Raw genomic sequence first — 20,166 nt, forward strand, 5'->3', positions numbered from 1 at the left:
ATTAACATGCGCTTCACTTTCAGCCTTATCTTCACATACCCAAAACTTCATCTTCTCAAACAATTCAGCAATTGAAGGATCTTTAGGCAAAATAAGATTGACGCTTTTAAGCTTGATTCATTGCCTGCCAAATTCGAATTGCATCCACAGTTGCCTTAACATCGTGTGCGCGCACCAGTGAAGCCCCCTGCTGGATACTCAACAAATGCGCTGCCACACTACCCACCGCACGTTGTTGCGCATCAGCACCGCCCAATGCCTCGCCGATAAAACGTTTACGTGATAATGCCGATAAAATCGGATAACCCAATTCATTCAACTTCCAAAACTCTTGCAAGAGCTTTAAATTTTGTTGCGCATTTTTAGCAAATCCAAATCCCGGATCAATCATAATATTTTCTGCTTTCACACCCGCAGCCAATGCTTCATCAATCCGAATCTTCAACTCATCGATGACGTCTCGTGTTACATCGCCATATTGAGCCAACTGATTCATGGTCGTTGGCTCACCGCGCATATGCATGACAATCACGGGAACGTTCAGCTCAGCAGCAGTCTCTAGCGCTTGAGGGCGAGTTAATGCTCGAACATCATTCCAGATATGTGCGCCAGCCTCGACAGCAGCCCTAATCACATGAGGTTGACTGCTATCAATTGATAAAATCACGTCTTGCTTTGCCAATAGTTCAACAACGGGCACTACTCGTCGAATTTCTTCCTCAACCTCCACAGGTGATGCCCCCGGTCGTGTAGACTCCCCACCAATATCAATAATGGAAGCGCCATCTGCAATCATTTGCATGGCATGCTCATAAGCCTGCTGTTTTTGATGATATTGCCCGCCATCACTGAATGAGTCAGGCGTTACATTTAAAATACCCATCACCTGAGGTTGAGATAAATCGAGTAGGTGCTGACCACACTTGAGTTGTCGCTGAGGTAAAGGCATTAAACGCATGAATTGACTCCTGTTGTTGAGGCGTATTTTAACAGTATGTTTTCTAATGCTAGTTGATTTAATTTCACATCAAGCTGAATAATATGCAAATAAAAAGAGCTGCCGAAGCAGCTCTTGTAACACTTAAATCATTAACCCATTGAAGGCAACGGTGGTGGTGTAGAAGGACCACTACTTGGCGGATCCAAATCTACCACAGGATTTTCAGCCACATAGACTTTTGGTGGACGTGGTTCACGACCTTCCATAATGTCACGTACCTGCTCACGATCAATCGTTTCCCAGTCCAGAAGCGCCTTAACCATCACATGCGCTTTATCCTTGTTATTTTCAAGAATATCCCAAGCAACTTTATATTGTTCATCCAGAATGCGACGAACTTCCTGATCGACCTGCTGCTGTGTTGCTTCTGAAATGGTACGACTGCCTACATTTCCAAAGAAACCATTCTGGTTCTCATCTTCATAGACCATCACGCCTAACTTATCGGACATACCATATTTGGTCACCATCGCACGCGCCATTTTAGTTGCACGCTCAAAGTCATTGGATGCACCGGTGGATTGCTGATTGATAAAAATCTCTTCGGCAATACGGCCACCAAATAAAATCGAAATTTCATTCAGCATTTTGTCTTTATAATGACTAATCTGGTCTTGTTCAGGCAATTGCCAAGTGACACCCAAGGCCCAACCACGCGGCATAATCGTCACTTTATGTACAGGATCAGTACCCGGCAACATCTCAGCAACAATCGCATGTCCAGACTCATGGTAAGCCGTTGCACGACGCTCTTCTTCACGAAGAATCATCGATTTACGCTCAGGTCCCATATAGATCTTGTCTTTAGCATCTTCAAAATCATGCATATCCACCGTATTTTTATTACGACGAGCTGCAAACAAAGCTGCTTCATTTACAAGGTTAGCCAACTGTGCACCAGAAAAACCCGGTGTACCACGTGCCAAAACTTTTAGATCTACACCAGTAACTGAAGGAAGTTTCTTCAAATGAACATTCAGGATTTGCTCACGACCATTAATATCAGGCAAACCAACCATCACTTGGCGGTCAAAACGACCTGGACGCAACAAAGCTTTATCCAGAACATCTGCACGGTTAGTTGCAGCAATGACAATTACCCCTTCATTACCTTCAAAACCGTCCATTTCAACCAACATTTGGTTCAAAGTCTGTTCGCGCTCATCATGCCCACCACCTGTACCTGAACCACGGTGACGACCGACCGCATCAATCTCATCAATGAAGATAATACATGGTGCATGGCGTTTCGCTTGCTCAAACATGTCACGGACACGGGACGCACCCACACCGACAAACATTTCAACAAAGTCAGAACCAGAGATACTAAAGAACGGAACTTTGGCTTCACCCGCAATGGCTTTGGCTAATAAAGTCTTACCCGTACCCGGTGGACCCACCATAAGCACACCACGTGGAATGGTTGCACCCAAACGCTTAAACTTTGCAGGATCTTTTAAGAAATCAACGATTTCAACGACTTCCTGCTTCGCTTCATCACAGCCAGCGACATCTTTAAATGTCACTTTAATCTGGTCTTCTGAAAGCATCTTGGCCTTAGACTTACCAAAACTCATTGGTCCGTTTTTGCCACCAGCTCCCCCACCCATATTTCGCATAAAGAACATGAATAACAAAATGATGAGAAGTACAGGAAAACTAGCAATGAGAAGTTGCATCAACAAGCCCTGACGTTGTGGTGCAGTTCCTTCAACCACGACGTTATTTTTGTTTAGGCTTGGTAAAAGCCCGGTGTCTTCAACCTGCGGACGTACTGTCTCAAAATGAGAGCCGTTGGTTTTTTCACCACTAATATTTAAACCATCAATAGTGACTTGCTTAATTTGACCAGCATTCACCGCAGTAACGAATTCTGAATAATTCATTGCTGATGGCTTATTGCGGTCACTGATGTTACTGAAAATCAAAATCAGAACACCAAGTATTATTAGCCACAATACGGCATTCTTGAAGAGATCGCTCAAAGCTTTATTCCCATTATCAATCTAATTTGATCATGCCCATTACGGGGTAGACCCTAGTAAACAGCAAGTCTAATGCTTGCTACAAGTTGAAATTGTACAAAATGCACAATTTTTCTCGACTTGGCAAGTAAACTTTATCGCATTGCCTTTTTACGCCCCTGCCCGATCAAAAATACTTCTTTTGAACGCGCACGGGAAGCTTCAGGTTTTACAGTTTTCAACACATCAAAACTATCGACGACTTGCTTTCGAAACTCATCGAAACCAGCGCCCTGAAACACTTTTACCACAAATTGTCCATTGGGGCCGAGTACTTTCTGGGCAAAATCGAGAGCCAGTTCACATAAGTAAATCTGTCGAGGTTGATCGACAGCCCTATTACCTGATGTATTGGGGGCCATATCTGAAATTACAATATCTACAGTACGACCATTTAAAATATTTAACAATTTTTCGAAGACTTCCTCTTCGCGAAAGTCACCTTGTAGGAAGGTAACATCTGGAAGTGCATCCATAGCTAAAATATCAGATGCGATGACCAATCCTTTACTTCCCACCAGTTTTCCTGCAATTTGCGACCAACTGCCTGGGGCTGCACCTAGATCAACCACCGTCATACCCGGTTTGATCAGTTTGTATTTTTCCTGAATTTCAAGAAGTTTGTATGCAGCACGGGCACGGTAACCTTCTTTTTGTGCTCTTTTCACAAAAGGATCATCAAGGTGTTCCCGCATCCACGCACGACTACTCTTCGATAACTTCTGATTGGTAATGCGTGTCGCCATAACTCACTAAATTATAAAAAACTTCTGATCTGTTATTGTACGTGAAAAATACTGATTTTGCAGTATGCATATGTATCTAGAATTAACACTTTCATGATCTTTTTTTCAATGATCATGATCGAATATTTCGTATATTTATGCGTATTGGCTGCATGCTGAATCTATCTTAGATACGGGATGCAAGTTATACTAGGTCGTTTTTACATTCAGGTAGTTTTCATGGCGGCTTTATCTATTCAAGAGCGCAAACGTTTACGTCAGATCGGACATGCGCTAAATCCTGTGGTCATGATCGGTGGGCAAGGTTTAACTGAAAACGTGATCGAAGAAACCAACCGTGCTTTAAACGACCATGAACTGATTAAAGTAAAAGTTGCAGGTGAAGATCGCGAAGTTCGTGCACAAGTCATTGATGAGCTTGCTCAAGCCACAGGTGCAGAAGCAGTTCAGAAAATTGGCAAAATCGTATTACTCTACAAAAAAGCACCGAAACAAAATCCGAATTTATCCAATCTGGTTCGTCACGCTCATTTAGCCAAATAAATCGATTTTAATTATGGCAAGTTATGAATTGATGTCTTTCGATCGTTTTGAATCAATCTCATTGGTTGGAGCGATCGAACAACAATCTCCATTTACACTCAATGTTGGTTATTGGCTACGTGATCCTAATCATTTAATGCTTTGGCCAGAGCAAGTTGCAGCTCATCCACGCCGTGATTTTTTGTGGGAGCAAACCTGTTTTGAAATTTTCATTGGGGTGAAAAATCAGGATTTTTATCGCGAGATTAATTTATCCCCTTCTGAAGCATGGCAAGCCTATCAGTTTGAAGAGTATCGTTATCCTGAAAATATACCGCCAATCGCAGCTTACGACATTGAGTTAAATCAATTGAAACGAACCCATTATGGGATGAATGTAAGTGTGGACTTAACAGTGTTTATGCAAAAGCATCAACTGAAATGGTCTGATCTTTATGTAGGTTTAAGCGCCGTTTTAAACACATCACAAGGTATGCATTTTTATGCCATGCAACACAGCAGCCCATCAGCTGATTTTCATAATAAACGCGATTGGCTACATGAGTTTTAATACAATTATTTTGAGCTATTTAAACCAGTAAAAGTAGTTACTTTTACTGGTTTTTTTGTTTTTTAGTTCTCACGTACTTTATTCCATGCTTCAACAGCATGTTCTTTTGAGCGTTTGAGTACGTCAGTTAAAGTATCCTTGTGTTTTAAAGTAATTTGACCTAAATCATCTTTAATTTCACGACCGACTTTACCAAGATCTTCTACCAAAGTTCCAAACTCTTTTTTAATGACATCACCAAGTTCGGTTAAATCACCTTGAGAGTTATTAAATTGAGACTTAATAATGTCAACGCGCTGTAATACATCTTCTTTAAGATGCGAAAGTTGGGTTTGAATGGTTTGATTCAATTCTTTTGCTTCAGCTTCAATTTTTTCCTGTGTCTCAGTTAGAACATCTTTTACCTGAGCACTTGTTTCAGTATATAACTGTTCAACTTGTTGTTGGTGTTCTTCAACAACGGCCTTCAATGGTTTTTTTGCTGGCATGTGATGATCCTCTTTTTTTGAATTATGTCAGTTTTTATTTTAAATCGATCAACATTTACCCACCATACAAAATTGTTAGACAATACTTATTTTACAAACTGATCCCGATAAAAGGCCAACATCATTTGTATTACCTAAATAAGTCAGGATTTGCTTTAAAATGCGTAGACTTTCACAGACTTCATGCGTATAATGCGCTGTTAAGTTATAAGCGAGCAGACCAAGAAGGAGGGCGTGTTTTTTTAAGACAGCCGGCCTTTTTTTATGTCTACTCGCTTTTTTACAGCCCTATTTTTGTGGTTTTAATTCAGGAGCTTTGGTTTGAGCACCCCCGCCATTTTAGCCCTTGCTGATGGAACGATCTTTAAAGGAACGTCTATTGGTGCAACGGGATCAACGACTGGTGAAGTCGTTTTTAACACAGCCATGACTGGCTATCAAGAAATTCTGACCGATCCAAGTTATGCACAACAACTGGTGACGTTAACTTATCCTCATATTGGTAACACTGGTTGCAATAGCGAAGATAATGAATCGGGTCGCATCCACAAAGTTTGGGCAAATGGCTTAATCATTCGTGATCTTCCATTACTGCATAGTAATTTCCGTGCAGAGCAATCCTTAGGCGACTACTTAGAACAAAATAATGTCGTAGCGATTGCCGATATTGACACCCGTAAATTGACACGTATTTTGCGTGATAAAGGTGCCCAAAATGGCTGTATCCTTGCGGGCGAAAATATTACAGAAGAAGAAGCACTTGCGAAAGCACGAGCATTTGGCGGCTTAAATGGTTTAGACCTTGCGAAAGAATGCTGTGACCCAGATGGCTTTGAATGGACTGAAGGTTCATGGGAGCTGGGTACAGGCTTTAGTCAACCTGAATTAAAATATCATGTGGTTGCATACGATTACGGTGTCAAAACCAACATCTTGCGTATGCTTGCAGACCGCGGCTGTAAATTGACTGTTGTTCCGGCTCAAACACCTGCTGAAAAAGTATTAGCGTTAAATCCAGATGGTGTGTTTTTATCTAATGGTCCAGGCGATCCAGCCGCGTGTGACTATGCCATTGAAGCGGTAAAAACGATTGTTGAAACCACGACGTTACCTGTATTTGGTATTTGTTTGGGACATCAAATTTTAGCACTTGCTTCAGGTGCCAAAACCATGAAAATGAATCATGGTCACCACGGTGCCAACCATCCTGTACAAAATCTTGAACAAGGTACAGTGATGATTACTTCTCAAAACCACGGCTTTGCTGTTGATGAACGTACCTTACCTACAAACTTAAAAGTGACACATCGCTCACTGTTTGATGGTACAAACCAAGGAATTCATCGTACTGACAAACCAGCATTTAGTTTTCAGGGTCATCCTGAAGCCAGCCCAGGTCCACATGACTGTGCCCCATTGTTCGATCATTTCATCGAACTTATTGAAGCCGCTAAGAAGTAATTAAGGAGCGAATAATGCCTAAACGTACGGACATAAAAAGCATCCTGATTATTGGTGCGGGTCCTATTGTGATTGGTCAGGCCTGTGAGTTTGACTATTCTGGTGCACAAGCCTGTAAAGCGCTTCGTGAAGAAGGTTATCGCGTGATTTTGGTGAACTCCAATCCTGCGACGATTATGACCGACCCTTCTATGGCGGATGCAACTTATATCGAGCCAATCACTTGGCAAACGGTTGCACAGATTATTGAAAAAGAACGTCCAGATGCGGTTCTCCCAACCATGGGTGGTCAAACGGCATTGAACTGTGCATTGGCACTGGATGAAAACGGCGTTTTAGAGAAATACAACGTTGAATTAATCGGTGCAAGCAAAGACGCAATTGAAAAAGCAGAAGATCGTAAACTGTTTGATATCGCAATGCGTAAAATCGGGTTGGAATGTCCAAAAGCCGCCATTGCAGAAAACATGCAGGAAGCTTTGGAAATTCAATCACGCTTTGGCTTCCCTGTCATTATTCGTCCATCGTTCACCATGGGTGGTTCAGGTGGCGGTATTGCATATAACCGCGAAGAATTCCTTGAAATCTGTGAACGTGGTTTCGATCTTTCTCCAACGCATCAGTTATTGATTGATGAATCATTGATAGGCTGGAAAGAGTACGAAATGGAAGTTGTTCGTGATAAAAACGACAACTGTATCATTGTCTGTGCCATCGAAAACTTTGACCCAATGGGTGTTCATACAGGTGACTCGATCACAGTTGCACCAGCCCAAACACTGACAGATAAAGAATATCAAATCATGCGTAATGCATCGATTGCCGTTCTTCGTGAAATTGGTGTTGAAACGGGTGGTTCTAACGTTCAGTTTGGTATCAATCCTCAAGACGGCCGTATGGTCGTGATCGAGATGAACCCACGTGTTTCTCGTTCATCTGCACTTGCCTCTAAAGCAACAGGCTTCCCGATTGCTAAAATTGCGGCAAAACTGGCAGTGGGTTATACCCTTGATGAGTTGAAAAATGACATTACAGGTGGAACCACACCTGCATCATTTGAACCATCGATCGACTATGTCGTAACCAAGATTCCTCGTTTTAACTTTGAGAAATTCCCACAAGCTGAACCTGTACTGACGACGCAGATGAAATCGGTCGGTGAAGTCATGGCGATTGGTCGTAACTTCCAGGAATCTGTACAAAAAGCACTTCGTGGCTTGGAAGTAGGTGTATCTGGTTTTGATGAAAAAATTGAAATTGGGACTGAAGGCGCACGCGAGAAAATCCAGCATGAACTGAATGTTCCTGGACCAGAGCGTATCTGGTATGTTGCAGATGCTTTCCGTCACGGTTTTAGCCTTGATGACGTATTCAATGCAACCAAGATTGATCGTTGGTTCCTGATCCAGATTCAAGACATCATCAAAACTGAAGAACAAGTGAAAACCTTGGGCTTTGGTGACTTGAATGCCGATAATATTCGTGCATTTAAACGTAAAGGTTTATCTGACCTGCGTATTGCTGACCTCATGGGTATTTCACAAAAACAATTCCGTAAACAACGCTGGAATTTAGGTGTCTATCCTGTTTACAAGCGCGTGGATACGTGTGCAGCCGAATTTGAATCTTCAACGGCTTACATGTACTCAACTTACGATGAAGAATGTGAAGCAAATCCATCAAACCGTGACAAAATCATGGTGATTGGTGGTGGTCCAAACCGTATTGGTCAAGGCATCGAGTTTGACTATTGCTGTGTACATGCGGCACTTGCAATGCGTGAAGATGGTTATGAAACCATCATGGTCAACTGTAACCCTGAAACAGTTTCAACCGACTACGATACTTCTGATCGTTTGTACTTTGAACCTGTTACCCTTGAAGATGTGCTTGAAATCGTACGTACCGAGAAGCCTAAAGGCGTAATCGTACAGTACGGTGGTCAAACACCTTTGAAATTGGCTCGTGCTTTAGAAGAAGCAGGTACGCCTATCATTGGTACATCTCCAGATGCCATTGACCGTGCAGAAGACCGTGAACGTTTCCAGCAAATGATTCAGCGCTTACAGCTTCGTCAACCGAACAACAGCATCGTCAAATCTGCTGAAGAAGGTATGGCAGAAGCATCTAAAGTAGGTTATCCGTTGGTCGTTCGTCCATCTTATGTATTGGGTGGTCGTGCCATGGAAATCGTCTACAATGATGAAGAACTGAAACGTTACTTACGTGATGCAGTTCAAGCATCCAATGAAGCACCTGTTTTGCTTGATCATTTCTTGGATGATGCGACTGAAGTTGATGTCGACTGCGTATCTGACGGTAAAGATGTGGTGATTGGCGGTATTATGCAACACATCGAACAAGCAGGGATTCACTCAGGTGACTCTGCATGTTCAATCCCACCTTATTCTCTTTCTGACACCATTCAGAATGAAATGCGTCGTCAAACTATCGCGATGGCAAAAGAACTGGGTGTAGTGGGCTTAATGAACGTTCAGTTTGCTGTAAAAGGTGATGACGTTTATGTGCTTGAAGTAAATCCACGTGCATCGCGTACGGTTCCATTCGTATCGAAATGTATTGGTGAATCTTTAGCTAAAGTTGCTGCACGTTGTATGGCAGGTCAAACGCTTGCTTCTCAGGGTTTTACTAAAGAAATCATTCCGACTCGCTTTGCTGTAAAAGAAGCAGTTTTCCCATTCGCGAAATTCCAAGGCGTTGATCCAATGCTTGGGCCTGAGATGAAATCGACAGGTGAAGTGATGGGTGTCGGTAAAACCTTTGGTGAAGCGTTCTATAAAGCAGTATTGGGTTCAAATGAACGCCTGCCTGGATTACCGACTGAAGGTGAAATCAAGCATGCTTTCTTGTCTGTACGTGAGTCAGATAAAAAATATATTGCTGATATTGCTAAAAAACTCGTGGACTATGGTTTTAAACTGCTTGCTACAGGTGGAACTTATCAGGTACTTAAAAATGCAGGTTTGGCATGCGAACGTGTAAATAAAGTAACTGAAGGCCGTCCACATGTTGTTGACCGCTTGAAAAATGGTGAAATACACCTTATTGTCAATACCACTGAAGGTAAACAAGCTCAGTATGACTCAGCCATGATTCGTCGTGCAGCCCTACAAGGCAAAGTGTATTATACGACGACTATTAATGGTGCTGAAGCAGTTTGCCAAGCTTTTGCAATTCAATTACCAATGGATGTATATCGCTTGCAAGATTTACAAACTGTAGGTTAATTCGTTACCGATAAGCCCGTCACTTTATCGGTGGCGGGTTTTTTGTTTTTTTAAAAAGGTCAACTCCCATTTCATTTAGAGGGACTAAAATGCAACGTTATCCAATGACTCCAGAGGGCAAAGAAGCTCTTGAGAAAGAATTACACCAGCTAAAGACTGTGGAACGTCCACGTATTACTCAGGCGATTGCTGAGGCACGTGAACATGGCGATTTGAAAGAAAATGCTGAATATCATGCTGCACGTGAACAACAAGGCTTTTGTGAAGGTCGTATTCAGGACATCGAAGGCAAATTAGGTGCAGCTCAAGTCATTGATATTCATGAACTTGAAAAAAATGGTCGTGTGGTTTTTGGGGTAACGGTGACCATTGAAAATCTGGACACTGAAGAACGTAAGACCTATAAAATTGTAGGTGATGATGAAGCTGATTTCAAAATCAATAAAATCTCTGTGAACTCCCCTATTGCACGTGGGCTTTTGGGCAAAAATGAAGGCGATGAAGCCAAAATTGTCACTCCACAAGGTGAAGTCGAATATGAAGTCGTAAGTGTTGAGTATCTCTAAACATCTAGTTTAATGACTTAAAACCCACAAGACTCAAAAATGAATATCCAAATGCTACGCCTGCAAAGGTTTAGATTTGGATATTTTTATTGCACTTAAAATGTATCCCAACGAACAATTTCTTTTCCTTCATATTGCATGATGCTTGTGATTTTATTTGAAGCGTCAAACTCGGTGATGGTTTTATGTTCAATGCCATTGACTATTTTTTGTTGAGTTTCACGTCGCGTATCTTCTTTTTCATACCAGTAAGTTTCTTGATAATTCCCCTCTCCATAGATCGCCTGAATTTCCTGTTGCCCAGTTTGATACCAAGATTGCTGCAAACCCAATAATTGATCATTTTGATAGTGATGGTTAGATCTTAATTGACCTGAGCGATACCAACTTTTCCACGTTCCTTGCTTTTTATTGCCAATATAATGACCTTCAGCCACTTTATGTCCATCATAATCCCAAACTTGGATATCGTTATTTTTTACGATATCTTCAAAAAAATCAAAATTCGTTTCAACATCAAATCTAAGACACTCAGCGTAATGTTGACCCGAATTTGGATCTAAACTTTTGACCCAAAACGCACTCGAATTTTTTTGATTATTTTCATGGTAATACTGGATGAATAAATTATCCTGATCATCTTTCTTAATTAGCTTAATCTGGCAATTGTATTTAAAATCATCTTTAGGATCGCCTAAAGAACCCACCCAGTAAGCAACACCAAGTAGACCATCTGAAGAACAGCCTATTAAAAATGATGTCATCATCAAAGTAAAAACTGCACACTTTTTCATTCAGTCCCCAATACAAACAATAAAGTTTTGCACATTATTTTTAATTATATTTATCAATATATCATATTCATTTTTAACAAAATCACATTGTTGCCATCTGTTCTTTCTGCTAAAAATATCATTTAAGGTTTATTCTCTTTATCCACCTAATGCATACCTAAACTTAATATGAGACTATAAAATGAGCTATCAGCATATACTGGTTTGTGTAGATGATTCTGAACCTTCTATCAAGGCACTAGAACACGCCATACAATTAGCCAAGAGTTTAGGTAGTCAAGTGGCGGTCTTAGAGGTCTTGGAACTCGACCCGATGATTGCTGAGGACTATATAAATAAGGGGCAAAGTAACGTATTGATCGATCGAGCAAAGGATTATATCTTGGCTTCGCTAGAAAAGATTAAAGCCCAATATTCAGAAGATGGACTAAGCTTAAGCATTCAATATCGTGAAGGCCTCTCAATTGCCGAAACAATCATTCAGACCGCTATAGAGCTTGAAGCTGATTTACTGGTGATGGGGTCACATGGACGCACAGGTTTAAAGAAACTTGTATTGGGTAGTGTCGCTCAAACCGTATTGGCTCAAAGTCCAGTACCTGTTCTTATTGCTAAATAAATCTATTTTTCAAGAGATCAACTCCATTGGTATTTTTTTAGACTCACTTTCCCTGCAACTACTACAACATCTTCCTCTAGTAATTTTATTTGCTGGATATTTTCTCCATGTGCATTTAATCGGTTGGTGCTGATTTTGCCTTGAGCATTAATCACACGATGCCACGGCAAATCACTTTCACGGTCAAGATGTTTTAAAACATATCCCACTAACCGCGCATGTTTAGGGAGTCCCGCCAATTGGGCAATTTGTCCATAACTGGCGACTTTGCCATAAGGAATCAGGGCCACTACTTCGAGTATCTGGATATGAAGTTCTTTGGTCATTTATACGCCACACATATCATGATCGTCTTTATTGAATAGGATTCTCAATCTGCTCGACTTTAGTGTAAGCATGACAAAGTTGCCGATTAATTATGCTATTTTATCACTATATTGCACATGATTAACTCAAATTAATCCTTAAATGCTCGTTCAGCTCAAACGACATATTTCAGGCAATATGATGATAATGTTGAAAATATATACACAATAACTTTTACAAACAATTTTTTATAATGAAAAGGAGTTTACCGATGTCATATCAACATATTTTGGTTCCTGTTGATGGTTCATCCACTGCCCTTGCTGCGGTTCATCAAGCGGCACAATTAGCAAAAACCTATAATAGTCAGGTGACCATTTTACTGGTCGTGACGATTGATCCTTTTATTGGGGTTGAATATGTCAATGCTGAAAGTCAAAAAGAAGATGCCATTAATCGTGGACGCGCCATGATCCAAGATATTTTGGAAGAAGCAAAACAAGTGTTTTCATCACAAGGTGTCGAAGCAAATACTAAAATAGTCGAAGGTCAGGAAATTTACAAAGAAATTGTGAATGCTGCAACAGAGGTAAATGCTGACCTTTTAGTGATGGGTTCACATGGCCGTACAGGGTTTAAAAAGTTAGTACTGGGTAGTGTGGCACAAAAAGTATTGGGAGAGATTTATATTCCAGTATTGATTGTTCGAAGTTAAGCATAAATATTCAGACATAAAAAAAGAGAATCATTCGATTCTCTTTGAGTTCAGATTTAATTTACTTAAAAATTTCCAATAGAGTTTGCTGTGCATTATGAGGTTCCTCACCTTCAGCGAGTTGAGCACGCACCCATGTTCCATCCCCTTGCAGCAACCACGCTTGCTGGTTATCTTTTAAATAATTCACCAAACCTTGCTGATAAATTCGTTTCTTCAACACTGGATCTTCGATCGGGAAACACGCCTCAACACGATTGAATAGATTACGATCCATCCAGTCTGCGCTCGAACAATAAATCCGAGCATCGCCATTATTACTAAAATAATAAACGCGGGTATGTTCTAAAAAACGGCCGACAATGGATCGAACACGAATATTTTCAGATAGTCCAGGTAAACCAGGACGCAAACAGCAAATCGAACGAATGATCAAATCAATTTTAACGCCTGCCTGCGAAGCCTCATATAGTTTGTTAATCAACTGCATTTCAGTCAATGCATTGACCTTGACAATAATCTGGGCGGGCTTGCCTGCTTTGGCATTGGCAATTTCATCATCAATAAAATTAATCAATTGAGCGTGTAAGGTAAATGGTGCATGTAACAGCTTTTTCAGCTTTGCCATTTTACCCATTCCCGTCAATTCCTGAAAAATACGATGGACGTCATCGCATAATTCTTTCTCTGTGGTCAGCAAGCCGTAATCGGTATAAATACGGGCATTACCTGCATGGTAATTCCCTGTACCCAAATGTACATATCGAACCAATTTATTATTTTCACGGCGCACCACCATGATCATTTTGGCGTGAGTTTTATAACCCACAATACCATAGACCACGACTGCTCCCGCTTCTTGTAACAGGTTTGCCACTTCGATATTGGATTCTTCATCAAAACGTGCACGTAACTCAATAATAGCAGTCACTTCCTTACCATTACGCGCTGCTTCTGCTAAAACCTGAACAATCTCAGAATCCGCACCACTACGGTATAAGGTTTGCTTGATTGCAAGAACTTGTGGATCACGTGCTGCTTCACGCAGTAAATTGATGACAGGAGCAAAAGATTCAAACGGATGATGCAGTAAAATGTCCTGCTTCTGCATCGCTGCAAAAATATTTTCTGATTTTTTGAGTATTTTTGGAATGACAGGCGTATGCGAATCATAACGCAAATGCGGACGTTTAAAATTGGATAATAAACGTGCAAGATTGACGGGACCATCGACTTTATAAAGCTGTTCTTCGTCCAGATCGAACTCATCTAGTAAATATTCATAGATATGCTTTGGACAGTTTTCAGTAACTTCCAAACGCACTGCACGACCAAAACGGCGTGAACTTAATTCACCTTTTAAGGCTTTAGCCAAATCTTCAACGTCTTCATTTAAGGCCAAGTCTGCATTACGCGTCACACGGAACTGATAACAACCTGTCGCAGTCATTCCTGGGAACAGGTCAGAAATATGTTCATGAATAATCGCAGAAAGCATCACATGATGTTCTTTACCGCCAGTTAATTCATTGGGTAAACGTACTACACGTGGCAACGAACGTGGTGCAGGTACAACAGCCAAATCAATCTGACGACCAAAAGCATCTTTGCCTTCTAAAGTGACAATGAAGTTCAGGCTTTTATTGACCAAACGCGGAAATGGATGCGCAGGATCTAAACTAATCGGTGTTAATACAGGTGCAACTTGTTCCTGAAAATATTTTTTAATCCATGACGATTGGGCAGGTGTCAGCTCACCGCGACGTAAAAAGCAAATATCTTCTTCACGCAGCTTTGGCAAAATTTCTTCGTTTAATATCCGATATTGGCGTTCAATGGCGGCATGTGCGGTTTTAGAAATTTGATCTAGAACCTGTCGTGGGGTCAAACCATCTGGGCTACGACTTTCATTGCCCAAATACATTTGCTCCATGACACCAGCCACGCGGATTTCAAAAAACTCATCCAGATTACGCGAAAAAATCAGCAGGAAGTTCATCCGCTCTAACAGAGGATGTAATGGATCGACCGCTTGTTCCAAAACTCGCAAATGAAAATCGAGAATTGAAAGCTCGCGGTTAATATAGCGATCATTATAAGTATACTCTGCTTCTGTCGGCATAGTTTCAGACGGTGTTGTAATCGCGGTATTCATGCATTCAACCTGACATTATAAATTTTTGATGCCTAAACAAGGCTTTTAAATAGTATGCTGCAAAATTATGACAATTTCATAAAAAAAGCTCGTATTCACAAGCTTTTTTAAAAATTACCACATTCTAAAACCAGATATTTACGGAATCTGGCTATAGCGCATATATTTTAAGGTAAAACGCTGCTTAAACTTAAATTTTGGATCATTACGGTTGGCTTGATAACCTTTTGGATTTGGCAATAATGAAGCCAAAAATGCAGCTTGTTGATTGGTTAAGCTTCTCGCGCTTTTATGAAAATAATATTGAGAGGCGGCTTCCACGCCATAAATATTATCTCCGAGTTCAACCGAGTTCATATACACTTCCAAAATACGCTGCTTTGACCACATGCGTTCCATCATCCAAGTTGCAACAGCTTCCTGACCTTTGCGAATCAATGAGCGTTTATTATATAAAAATAAATTTTTTGCTAATTGTTGCGAAATAGTGGAACCACCATTGACGACTTCGCCTGATTTTTCATTTTTCTCAAGTGCATACTGAATACCATCCCAGTCAAAGCCATGATGTTGTAAAAACTTACCATCTTCTGCCGCGACAACTGCGCGTTTAAATGTATCGCTGATATGGTCATAGTCACGCCATTCATGATGCAACGGCTCAGAAGGATCTGACCAATAATCGATGCGCATAAACATCGTCGTTTCAACGGGATGCGTTCGCCACCAAGCCAAACTACAAAAAATCCATAACTGCACCAGAAGAATAAAACTGACAAGAATTAAAACAGCGCGAACAATAAATTTCTTCATGCCAGATGGGTTCTCCAGAAAATCACGTATTTCATGTTAAGCTTAAACTAAGCATTATTGATATATAACAAAAGCATATCATGTCTGAATATAGTCCTCCGCAAGTAAATCGTAAACTTGAAGTCAATCTGTGGTGGATCACCGCAGTTTTAATCGCCATGAATGTGGGTTTATATGGCTGGCAAGTGCTATCAGGTGTCGATGCCACCAGCCCGACAACAGCTGATGCCATCCGTTGGGGTGCAGACTTCTCGCCCCTGACTTTTCTGGAACAACCACAACGTTTATTTACCAGTATGTTCTTCCATTTTGGACTGGTACATCTGATGCTGAATATGTGGGCGCTGTATATTTTTGGCAGTATTGCAGAACAAATGCTCGGGCGTTTTTATTTTATCGGGTTGTATCTATTGGCAGGACTGATGGGTAGCTTGCTCAGCAGTTACGTCACTATTCGTGACAGCTATGCATTACTTGAGCATTTTGATCCAACTTTACTTCCTCATGTTGGCGCAGGTGCCTCTGGTGCGGTGATGGGACTTGGTGCAGCACTCACCATTTTGGCCTTGTTGCCTGCTTTACCCGATCAGCGTTTTATTTTAGATAAAAAATCTTTAGTGATGGTCATGGCAATTAACCTTGCCTTTGGTTTTATGGCAACAGGCATTAATAATGCGGCGCATATCGGTGGCATGATCATGGGCGCTTTATTGGCAATGACTTGGTATATCAGCCAAAAGATACATCAAGCAAATCTAGGCGCAGTAGTTGGATTGATCATCGGGGCAGTATTGTGTGCCTTATTTTATCAATACTGTGTCAGTCTGATTCCACCGATTGAGCCACTTTGGCAAGAAATTTTAGCGCAAATGAAAAGCCAGCTGGGTATATAGCTGGCTTTTTATAGTTTGATTTTACTTAAAGCTTAAGATTGGTTGATTTCTCTTAAACTTTGTAAAGGTGGAATATCACATAGATAACTGAGTCGATATCGTCCAATCAAGGCACAAATCAGCATCATGGCAACAGGTAAAATCAGCCAGATTTCAGGATGCCATTGTAGAGCAATGTTCATTTTATAGCTGGCAATGGCACTGATAATTTCAGCGAAGAAACAGGATACTACCCCTGCAATTAAACCGATAAATCCAATTTCCAAACTCAACATATGTTTAAGTTTTGACTTGGATAATCCAAAGGAACGCATCAATGCCACTTCTCGACGGCGTTCATCCATGAGTAGATTCAAACACGCCACTAAGACTAAAATTCCAGACAGCCCAACCAATATTGCCAATACCGTAATCACTTGAACCAATACGCTGACCAGTCTTTTAATTTCATCCAGTATCAAACTGACATCAATAAAGACAGTGTTAGAAAAACGTTGAATCACCTGAATCAATTGCGTCTTATCCTGTGGTGGAACATAAAAACTGCCTAAATAACTTCCTGCATTTTCATCCATGCTGTGCGGTGAAAAAATAAAGAAGAAATTCGGACTAAAGCTTTCCCACTCTACACTTCGTAAGTTGATGACCCGCGCAGATAACGTCCCTTCTGGCAAATTAAATGTCAGCTTGTCTCCGACTTGTATGCCTAATTCTTCAGCCAGTTTAGCCTCAACTGAGACTTGATTGACCTGATTAAATAAAGGTTGACCTTGTGTAATGACATTGTCCTTTGGCAAGGTTTCTGCCTGAGTCAGATTCAGCTCACGACGTAAAGAATTATTGTGTTGAATCAAGTCGGCTGCAAAGGGCTGATCATTTTTGGCAACTAACCTTCCTCGAATATTGGGATATAAAGGCGTACTATGCCAGCCATTTTTTTCAAGCTGTTGCTTAAACTCAGGCATATCAAAAGGCGGCAACCCATACACAAATTGATTTGGCGTTCCTTCTGGTAATTGTTGTTGCCAACGCTGCAATAGATCTGTGCGTAATACAGTTAATACAGTAATTAAACTCAAGCCCAAAGCCAGCGCCGTAATCTGTAAAGCCGTATGTGCAGGTGTCCGTATATATCCCGAAAACTGATTTTTGAGGCGCTTAAAGAATTTTAATAGGCTCCAGACAACCCCATATAGAATCGCGCTCAGTAAAAGTATCGCCGCCAGCATCAGACCACTCAGTTGAATATTTTCACTCAGCGCCATACTAAACACCGCTAAACTCAACACACCTGCTAAAAACATAAAAGCAAATGATCGTTTAGAACGTGTTTCCTGACGAATCACCCGAATTGGAGGCGTATTTAGTAACTCCCAGATACTCGGCAAGATAAATCCTGCCATCACTACGATACTGGTGAATATCGCAATCGGTAATGGGCCGAACAAAAATGCAATCACTGAGAAACTTAACTCGAGTTGCGGAATCAACTGCAACATCAGTTGTAATAAGCCATAGCCAAGTCCCACGCCTAATAATGAGCCAATCAAGATTGATATGAGACTGACTACAGCCAATAATCCAAGATATGCCCAGACGATCTGTACACGAGTCGCCCCGAGACAACGCATCAAGGCAATGTGATCCTGATTTTGTTGGACATAGCGCTGACTGGTTAAAGCAATGGCGATACCACACAGCAAAATCGTTAAAATATTGGCCAACTGTAAAAACGTATCCAGATTTTCAATTGGTTTCATCAAACGTGTATTGCCTTGCGCAGCATTACGCAGCCTTAAGCTCGATTCTGGATCAGCCTCTGTATCATCCTGAACATGATGTTGCGCTTTGAACTTTTTCTCAAAATTTTGAATATGTTCAGGCGTTCCAGCCATCAATAACCGATATTCAATCCGACTACCGACTTGAATCGCATTGGTTTTGGCAATATCTGATTGGTTAATCATGACAGTGGGAGAAAATCCAGAAAAGCCCAATTCCTGATTGGAATCATGCTTAATCACACCCGTAACTTTAAATGCACCATCTGCGATAAAGATCTGCTCACCCAACTTAACCTTAAGTAAATCCATCGCGCGTGGACTTAACCAGATTTCACCAGAGTTGATCTGCGTTGCTGGAGGTTCAATCTGTAATTTTCCACGTAACGGAAAGTGTGTATCAATTGCTTTAACATTGACCATGACAAATTGATCATTCGTTCGTGCCATTGAGCTAAAAACAGTGACATTAGATTGCTGAAAGTTTTCAGTAGTTGCTTGTTGCTTCCATGTATCTGCAATAGGTTCATTGTCAGAAAGCACTAAATCGGCTGCTAACATTTCAGCAGCTTGTAGAGTCACAGCATTTTGGATCTGATCATTACTAAATTTAAGGGCAGTGGTTGCACTGATGGCAAGTGACAAGGCAATGATGAGTAAATAAATACCGCCCGTCCGAAAGCTTTGGATAAATAAGGGTTTAAGCAATGCACTCATGTCCCATCCTCCATCTGATCAACTGGATGAGAGGATTCTTGGGCAGAGACTTGATCTTCAAATAATTTACCATCGATCAGTTGTAAGCGACGCTGACACATTGCTGCCAGCTTGGCATCATGCGTGACCAAAATCAGTGTCGTGCCTAATTCACGATTCAGTTCAAATAACAGGCTCTCAATGTCTTGTGCAGTTTGACCATCCAGATTTCCTGTCGGTTCATCGGCAAAAATAATTTTAGGTGATGCAATCAAAGCACGTGCAATGGCTACACGTTGCTGCTCACCACCTGATAAGACTTTAGGGGTTTGTAGCGCTTGGCGCTCTAATCCTACTCGTTTTAACCAAGACAAGGCTTTTTCTTCAGCCTGCTGATAATCAAACTTTGGCTGCAAACGTAAAGGCAGCATCACATTTTCCAGCGCACTCAAATGTGGTAACAGTTGAAAAGACTGAAATACAAAACCGATATTTTCCAGACGAACTTTTGCTCTTGCTTCTTCACTCAGTTGATGTACGGCTTGCTCACAAACCCATACCTCGCCTGAACTCGGCTGATCCAATGTTGCCAATATCCCTAAAAGAGTGGATTTTCCTGACCCCGAACGCCCAGTAATTGCAACTTGCTCACCTGCATAAATATCGAGATTGATATCATTTAAAATAGTTAATATTTTGTTATTAAATTGAATGGATTGTGTCAGTTGGTGGGCAGAAATAATCGGTTGTGGCATGATGGTCATTATC

The 20,166-nt window shown here is 41.1% G+C and carries 18 protein-coding genes; 8 read left to right on the forward strand and 10 right to left on the reverse strand.

Annotated elements, in window-relative coordinates:
- Positions 1–106: 106 nt before the first annotated feature.
- From folP to rlmE, 3 genes are all read right to left on the reverse strand, one after another.
- Positions 107–958 carry a dihydropteroate synthase gene (folP, locus tag F944_RS10330; RefSeq protein WP_004990207.1) on the reverse strand — a complete coding sequence of 284 codons (852 nt, stop codon included), beginning with the start codon at positions 956–958 and terminating at the stop codon, positions 107–109.
- Positions 959–1,089: 131 nt separating this feature from the next.
- Complete coding sequence (ftsH, locus tag F944_RS10335) at positions 1,090–2,985, reverse strand: ATP-dependent zinc metalloprotease FtsH (protein ID WP_026039926.1); 1,896 nt, start codon at positions 2,983–2,985, stop codon at positions 1,090–1,092.
- Between the two features lie 134 nt (positions 2,986–3,119).
- Positions 3,120–3,770: a 23S rRNA (uridine(2552)-2'-O)-methyltransferase RlmE gene (gene rlmE, locus F944_RS10340; RefSeq protein ID WP_004990210.1), complete on the reverse strand. Its 651-nt coding sequence runs from the start codon at positions 3,768–3,770 to the stop codon at positions 3,120–3,122.
- A 219-nt stretch (positions 3,771–3,989) separates the two neighbouring features.
- Here rlmE and yhbY point away from each other — a divergent pair, with 219 nt between their 5' ends.
- Both yhbY and F944_RS10350 read left to right on the forward strand, forming a co-directional pair.
- Entirely contained in the window at positions 3,990–4,313 is a 324-nt protein-coding gene (gene yhbY / locus F944_RS10345; protein WP_004990213.1) for a ribosome assembly RNA-binding protein YhbY, read from the forward strand.
- Positions 4,314–4,326: 13 nt separating this feature from the next.
- Positions 4,327–4,863, forward strand: a complete 537-nt coding sequence (locus tag F944_RS10350; RefSeq protein ID WP_004990215.1) for a DOMON-like domain-containing protein — start codon at positions 4,327–4,329, stop codon at positions 4,861–4,863.
- Positions 4,864–4,925: 62 nt separating this feature from the next.
- Here F944_RS10350 and F944_RS10355 read toward each other — a convergent pair whose 3' ends face one another.
- Complete coding sequence (locus F944_RS10355) at positions 4,926–5,351, reverse strand: IFT57 family protein (RefSeq protein WP_004990217.1); 426 nt, start codon at positions 5,349–5,351, stop codon at positions 4,926–4,928.
- 321 nt (positions 5,352–5,672) lie between these two features.
- Here F944_RS10355 and carA point away from each other — a divergent pair, with 321 nt between their 5' ends.
- The 3 genes from carA to greA all read left to right on the forward strand — a co-directional run bounded on the left by carA (position 5,673) and on the right by greA (position 10,626).
- Positions 5,673–6,812 (forward strand): glutamine-hydrolyzing carbamoyl-phosphate synthase small subunit, encoded by a 1,140-nt coding sequence (gene carA, locus F944_RS10360; RefSeq protein ID WP_004990219.1) that lies wholly within the window; start codon positions 5,673–5,675, stop codon positions 6,810–6,812.
- Positions 6,813–6,826: 14 nt separating this feature from the next.
- Positions 6,827–10,060 carry a carbamoyl-phosphate synthase large subunit gene (carB, locus tag F944_RS10365; RefSeq protein ID WP_004990222.1) on the forward strand — a complete coding sequence of 1,078 codons (3,234 nt, stop codon included), beginning with the start codon at positions 6,827–6,829 and terminating at the stop codon, positions 10,058–10,060.
- Positions 10,061–10,149: 89 nt separating this feature from the next.
- Entirely contained in the window at positions 10,150–10,626 is a 477-nt protein-coding gene (gene greA / locus F944_RS10370; protein WP_004990223.1) for a transcription elongation factor GreA, read from the forward strand.
- A 95-nt stretch (positions 10,627–10,721) separates the two neighbouring features.
- On the opposite strand, the gene F944_RS10375 is transcribed toward greA, so the two are convergent.
- A complete protein-coding gene (locus F944_RS10375) occupies positions 10,722–11,420 on the reverse strand; it encodes a toxin-antitoxin system YwqK family antitoxin (protein ID WP_004990225.1) in 699 nt (232 codons plus the stop codon).
- A 181-nt stretch (positions 11,421–11,601) separates the two neighbouring features.
- On the opposite strand from F944_RS10375, the gene F944_RS10380 reads away from it, so the two are divergent.
- The gene (locus F944_RS10380) at positions 11,602–12,039 is read left to right on the forward strand and encodes a universal stress protein (protein ID WP_004990227.1); all 438 of its coding nucleotides are present in this window, start codon (positions 11,602–11,604) and stop codon (positions 12,037–12,039) included.
- 17 nt (positions 12,040–12,056) lie between these two features.
- Here the strand turns inward: F944_RS10380 and F944_RS10385 are convergent, their stop codons facing one another.
- Positions 12,057–12,365: an MGMT family protein gene (locus F944_RS10385; RefSeq protein WP_004990229.1), complete on the reverse strand. Its 309-nt coding sequence runs from the start codon at positions 12,363–12,365 to the stop codon at positions 12,057–12,059.
- Between the two features lie 251 nt (positions 12,366–12,616).
- On the opposite strand from F944_RS10385, the gene F944_RS10390 reads away from it, so the two are divergent.
- Positions 12,617–13,060, forward strand: a complete 444-nt coding sequence (locus F944_RS10390; protein ID WP_004990231.1) for a universal stress protein — start codon at positions 12,617–12,619, stop codon at positions 13,058–13,060.
- A 61-nt stretch (positions 13,061–13,121) separates the two neighbouring features.
- Here the strand turns inward: F944_RS10390 and ppk1 are convergent, their stop codons facing one another.
- Positions 13,122–15,215, reverse strand: a complete 2,094-nt coding sequence (gene ppk1 / locus F944_RS10395) for a polyphosphate kinase 1 (protein ID WP_004990233.1) — start codon at positions 15,213–15,215, stop codon at positions 13,122–13,124.
- 138 nt (positions 15,216–15,353) lie between these two features.
- Complete coding sequence (gene mtgA, locus F944_RS10400; protein ID WP_004990234.1) at positions 15,354–16,028, reverse strand: monofunctional biosynthetic peptidoglycan transglycosylase; 675 nt, start codon at positions 16,026–16,028, stop codon at positions 15,354–15,356.
- Positions 16,029–16,108: 80 nt separating this feature from the next.
- Between mtgA and F944_RS10405 the strand changes: the two genes are divergently transcribed.
- Complete coding sequence (locus tag F944_RS10405; protein ID WP_004990236.1) at positions 16,109–16,921, forward strand: rhomboid family intramembrane serine protease; 813 nt, start codon at positions 16,109–16,111, stop codon at positions 16,919–16,921.
- Between the two features lie 32 nt (positions 16,922–16,953).
- Here the strand turns inward: F944_RS10405 and F944_RS10410 are convergent, their stop codons facing one another.
- Together F944_RS10410 and F944_RS10415 are read right to left on the reverse strand one after the other, a co-directional pair.
- Positions 16,954–19,419 carry an ABC transporter permease gene (locus F944_RS10410; RefSeq protein ID WP_004990237.1) on the reverse strand — a complete coding sequence of 822 codons (2,466 nt, stop codon included), beginning with the start codon at positions 19,417–19,419 and terminating at the stop codon, positions 16,954–16,956.
- Entirely contained in the window at positions 19,416–20,153 is a 738-nt protein-coding gene (locus F944_RS10415; protein ID WP_004990239.1) for an ABC transporter ATP-binding protein, read from the reverse strand. Before F944_RS10415 ends, F944_RS10410 begins: the two co-directional genes overlap by 4 nt.
- Positions 20,154–20,166: the final 13 nt, after the last annotated feature.

Origin of the sequence: Acinetobacter ursingii DSM 16037 = CIP 107286 (genome assembly GCF_000368825.1) — a bacterium.
GTDB classification, from domain to species: Bacteria; Pseudomonadota; Gammaproteobacteria; order Pseudomonadales; family Moraxellaceae; genus Acinetobacter; species Acinetobacter ursingii.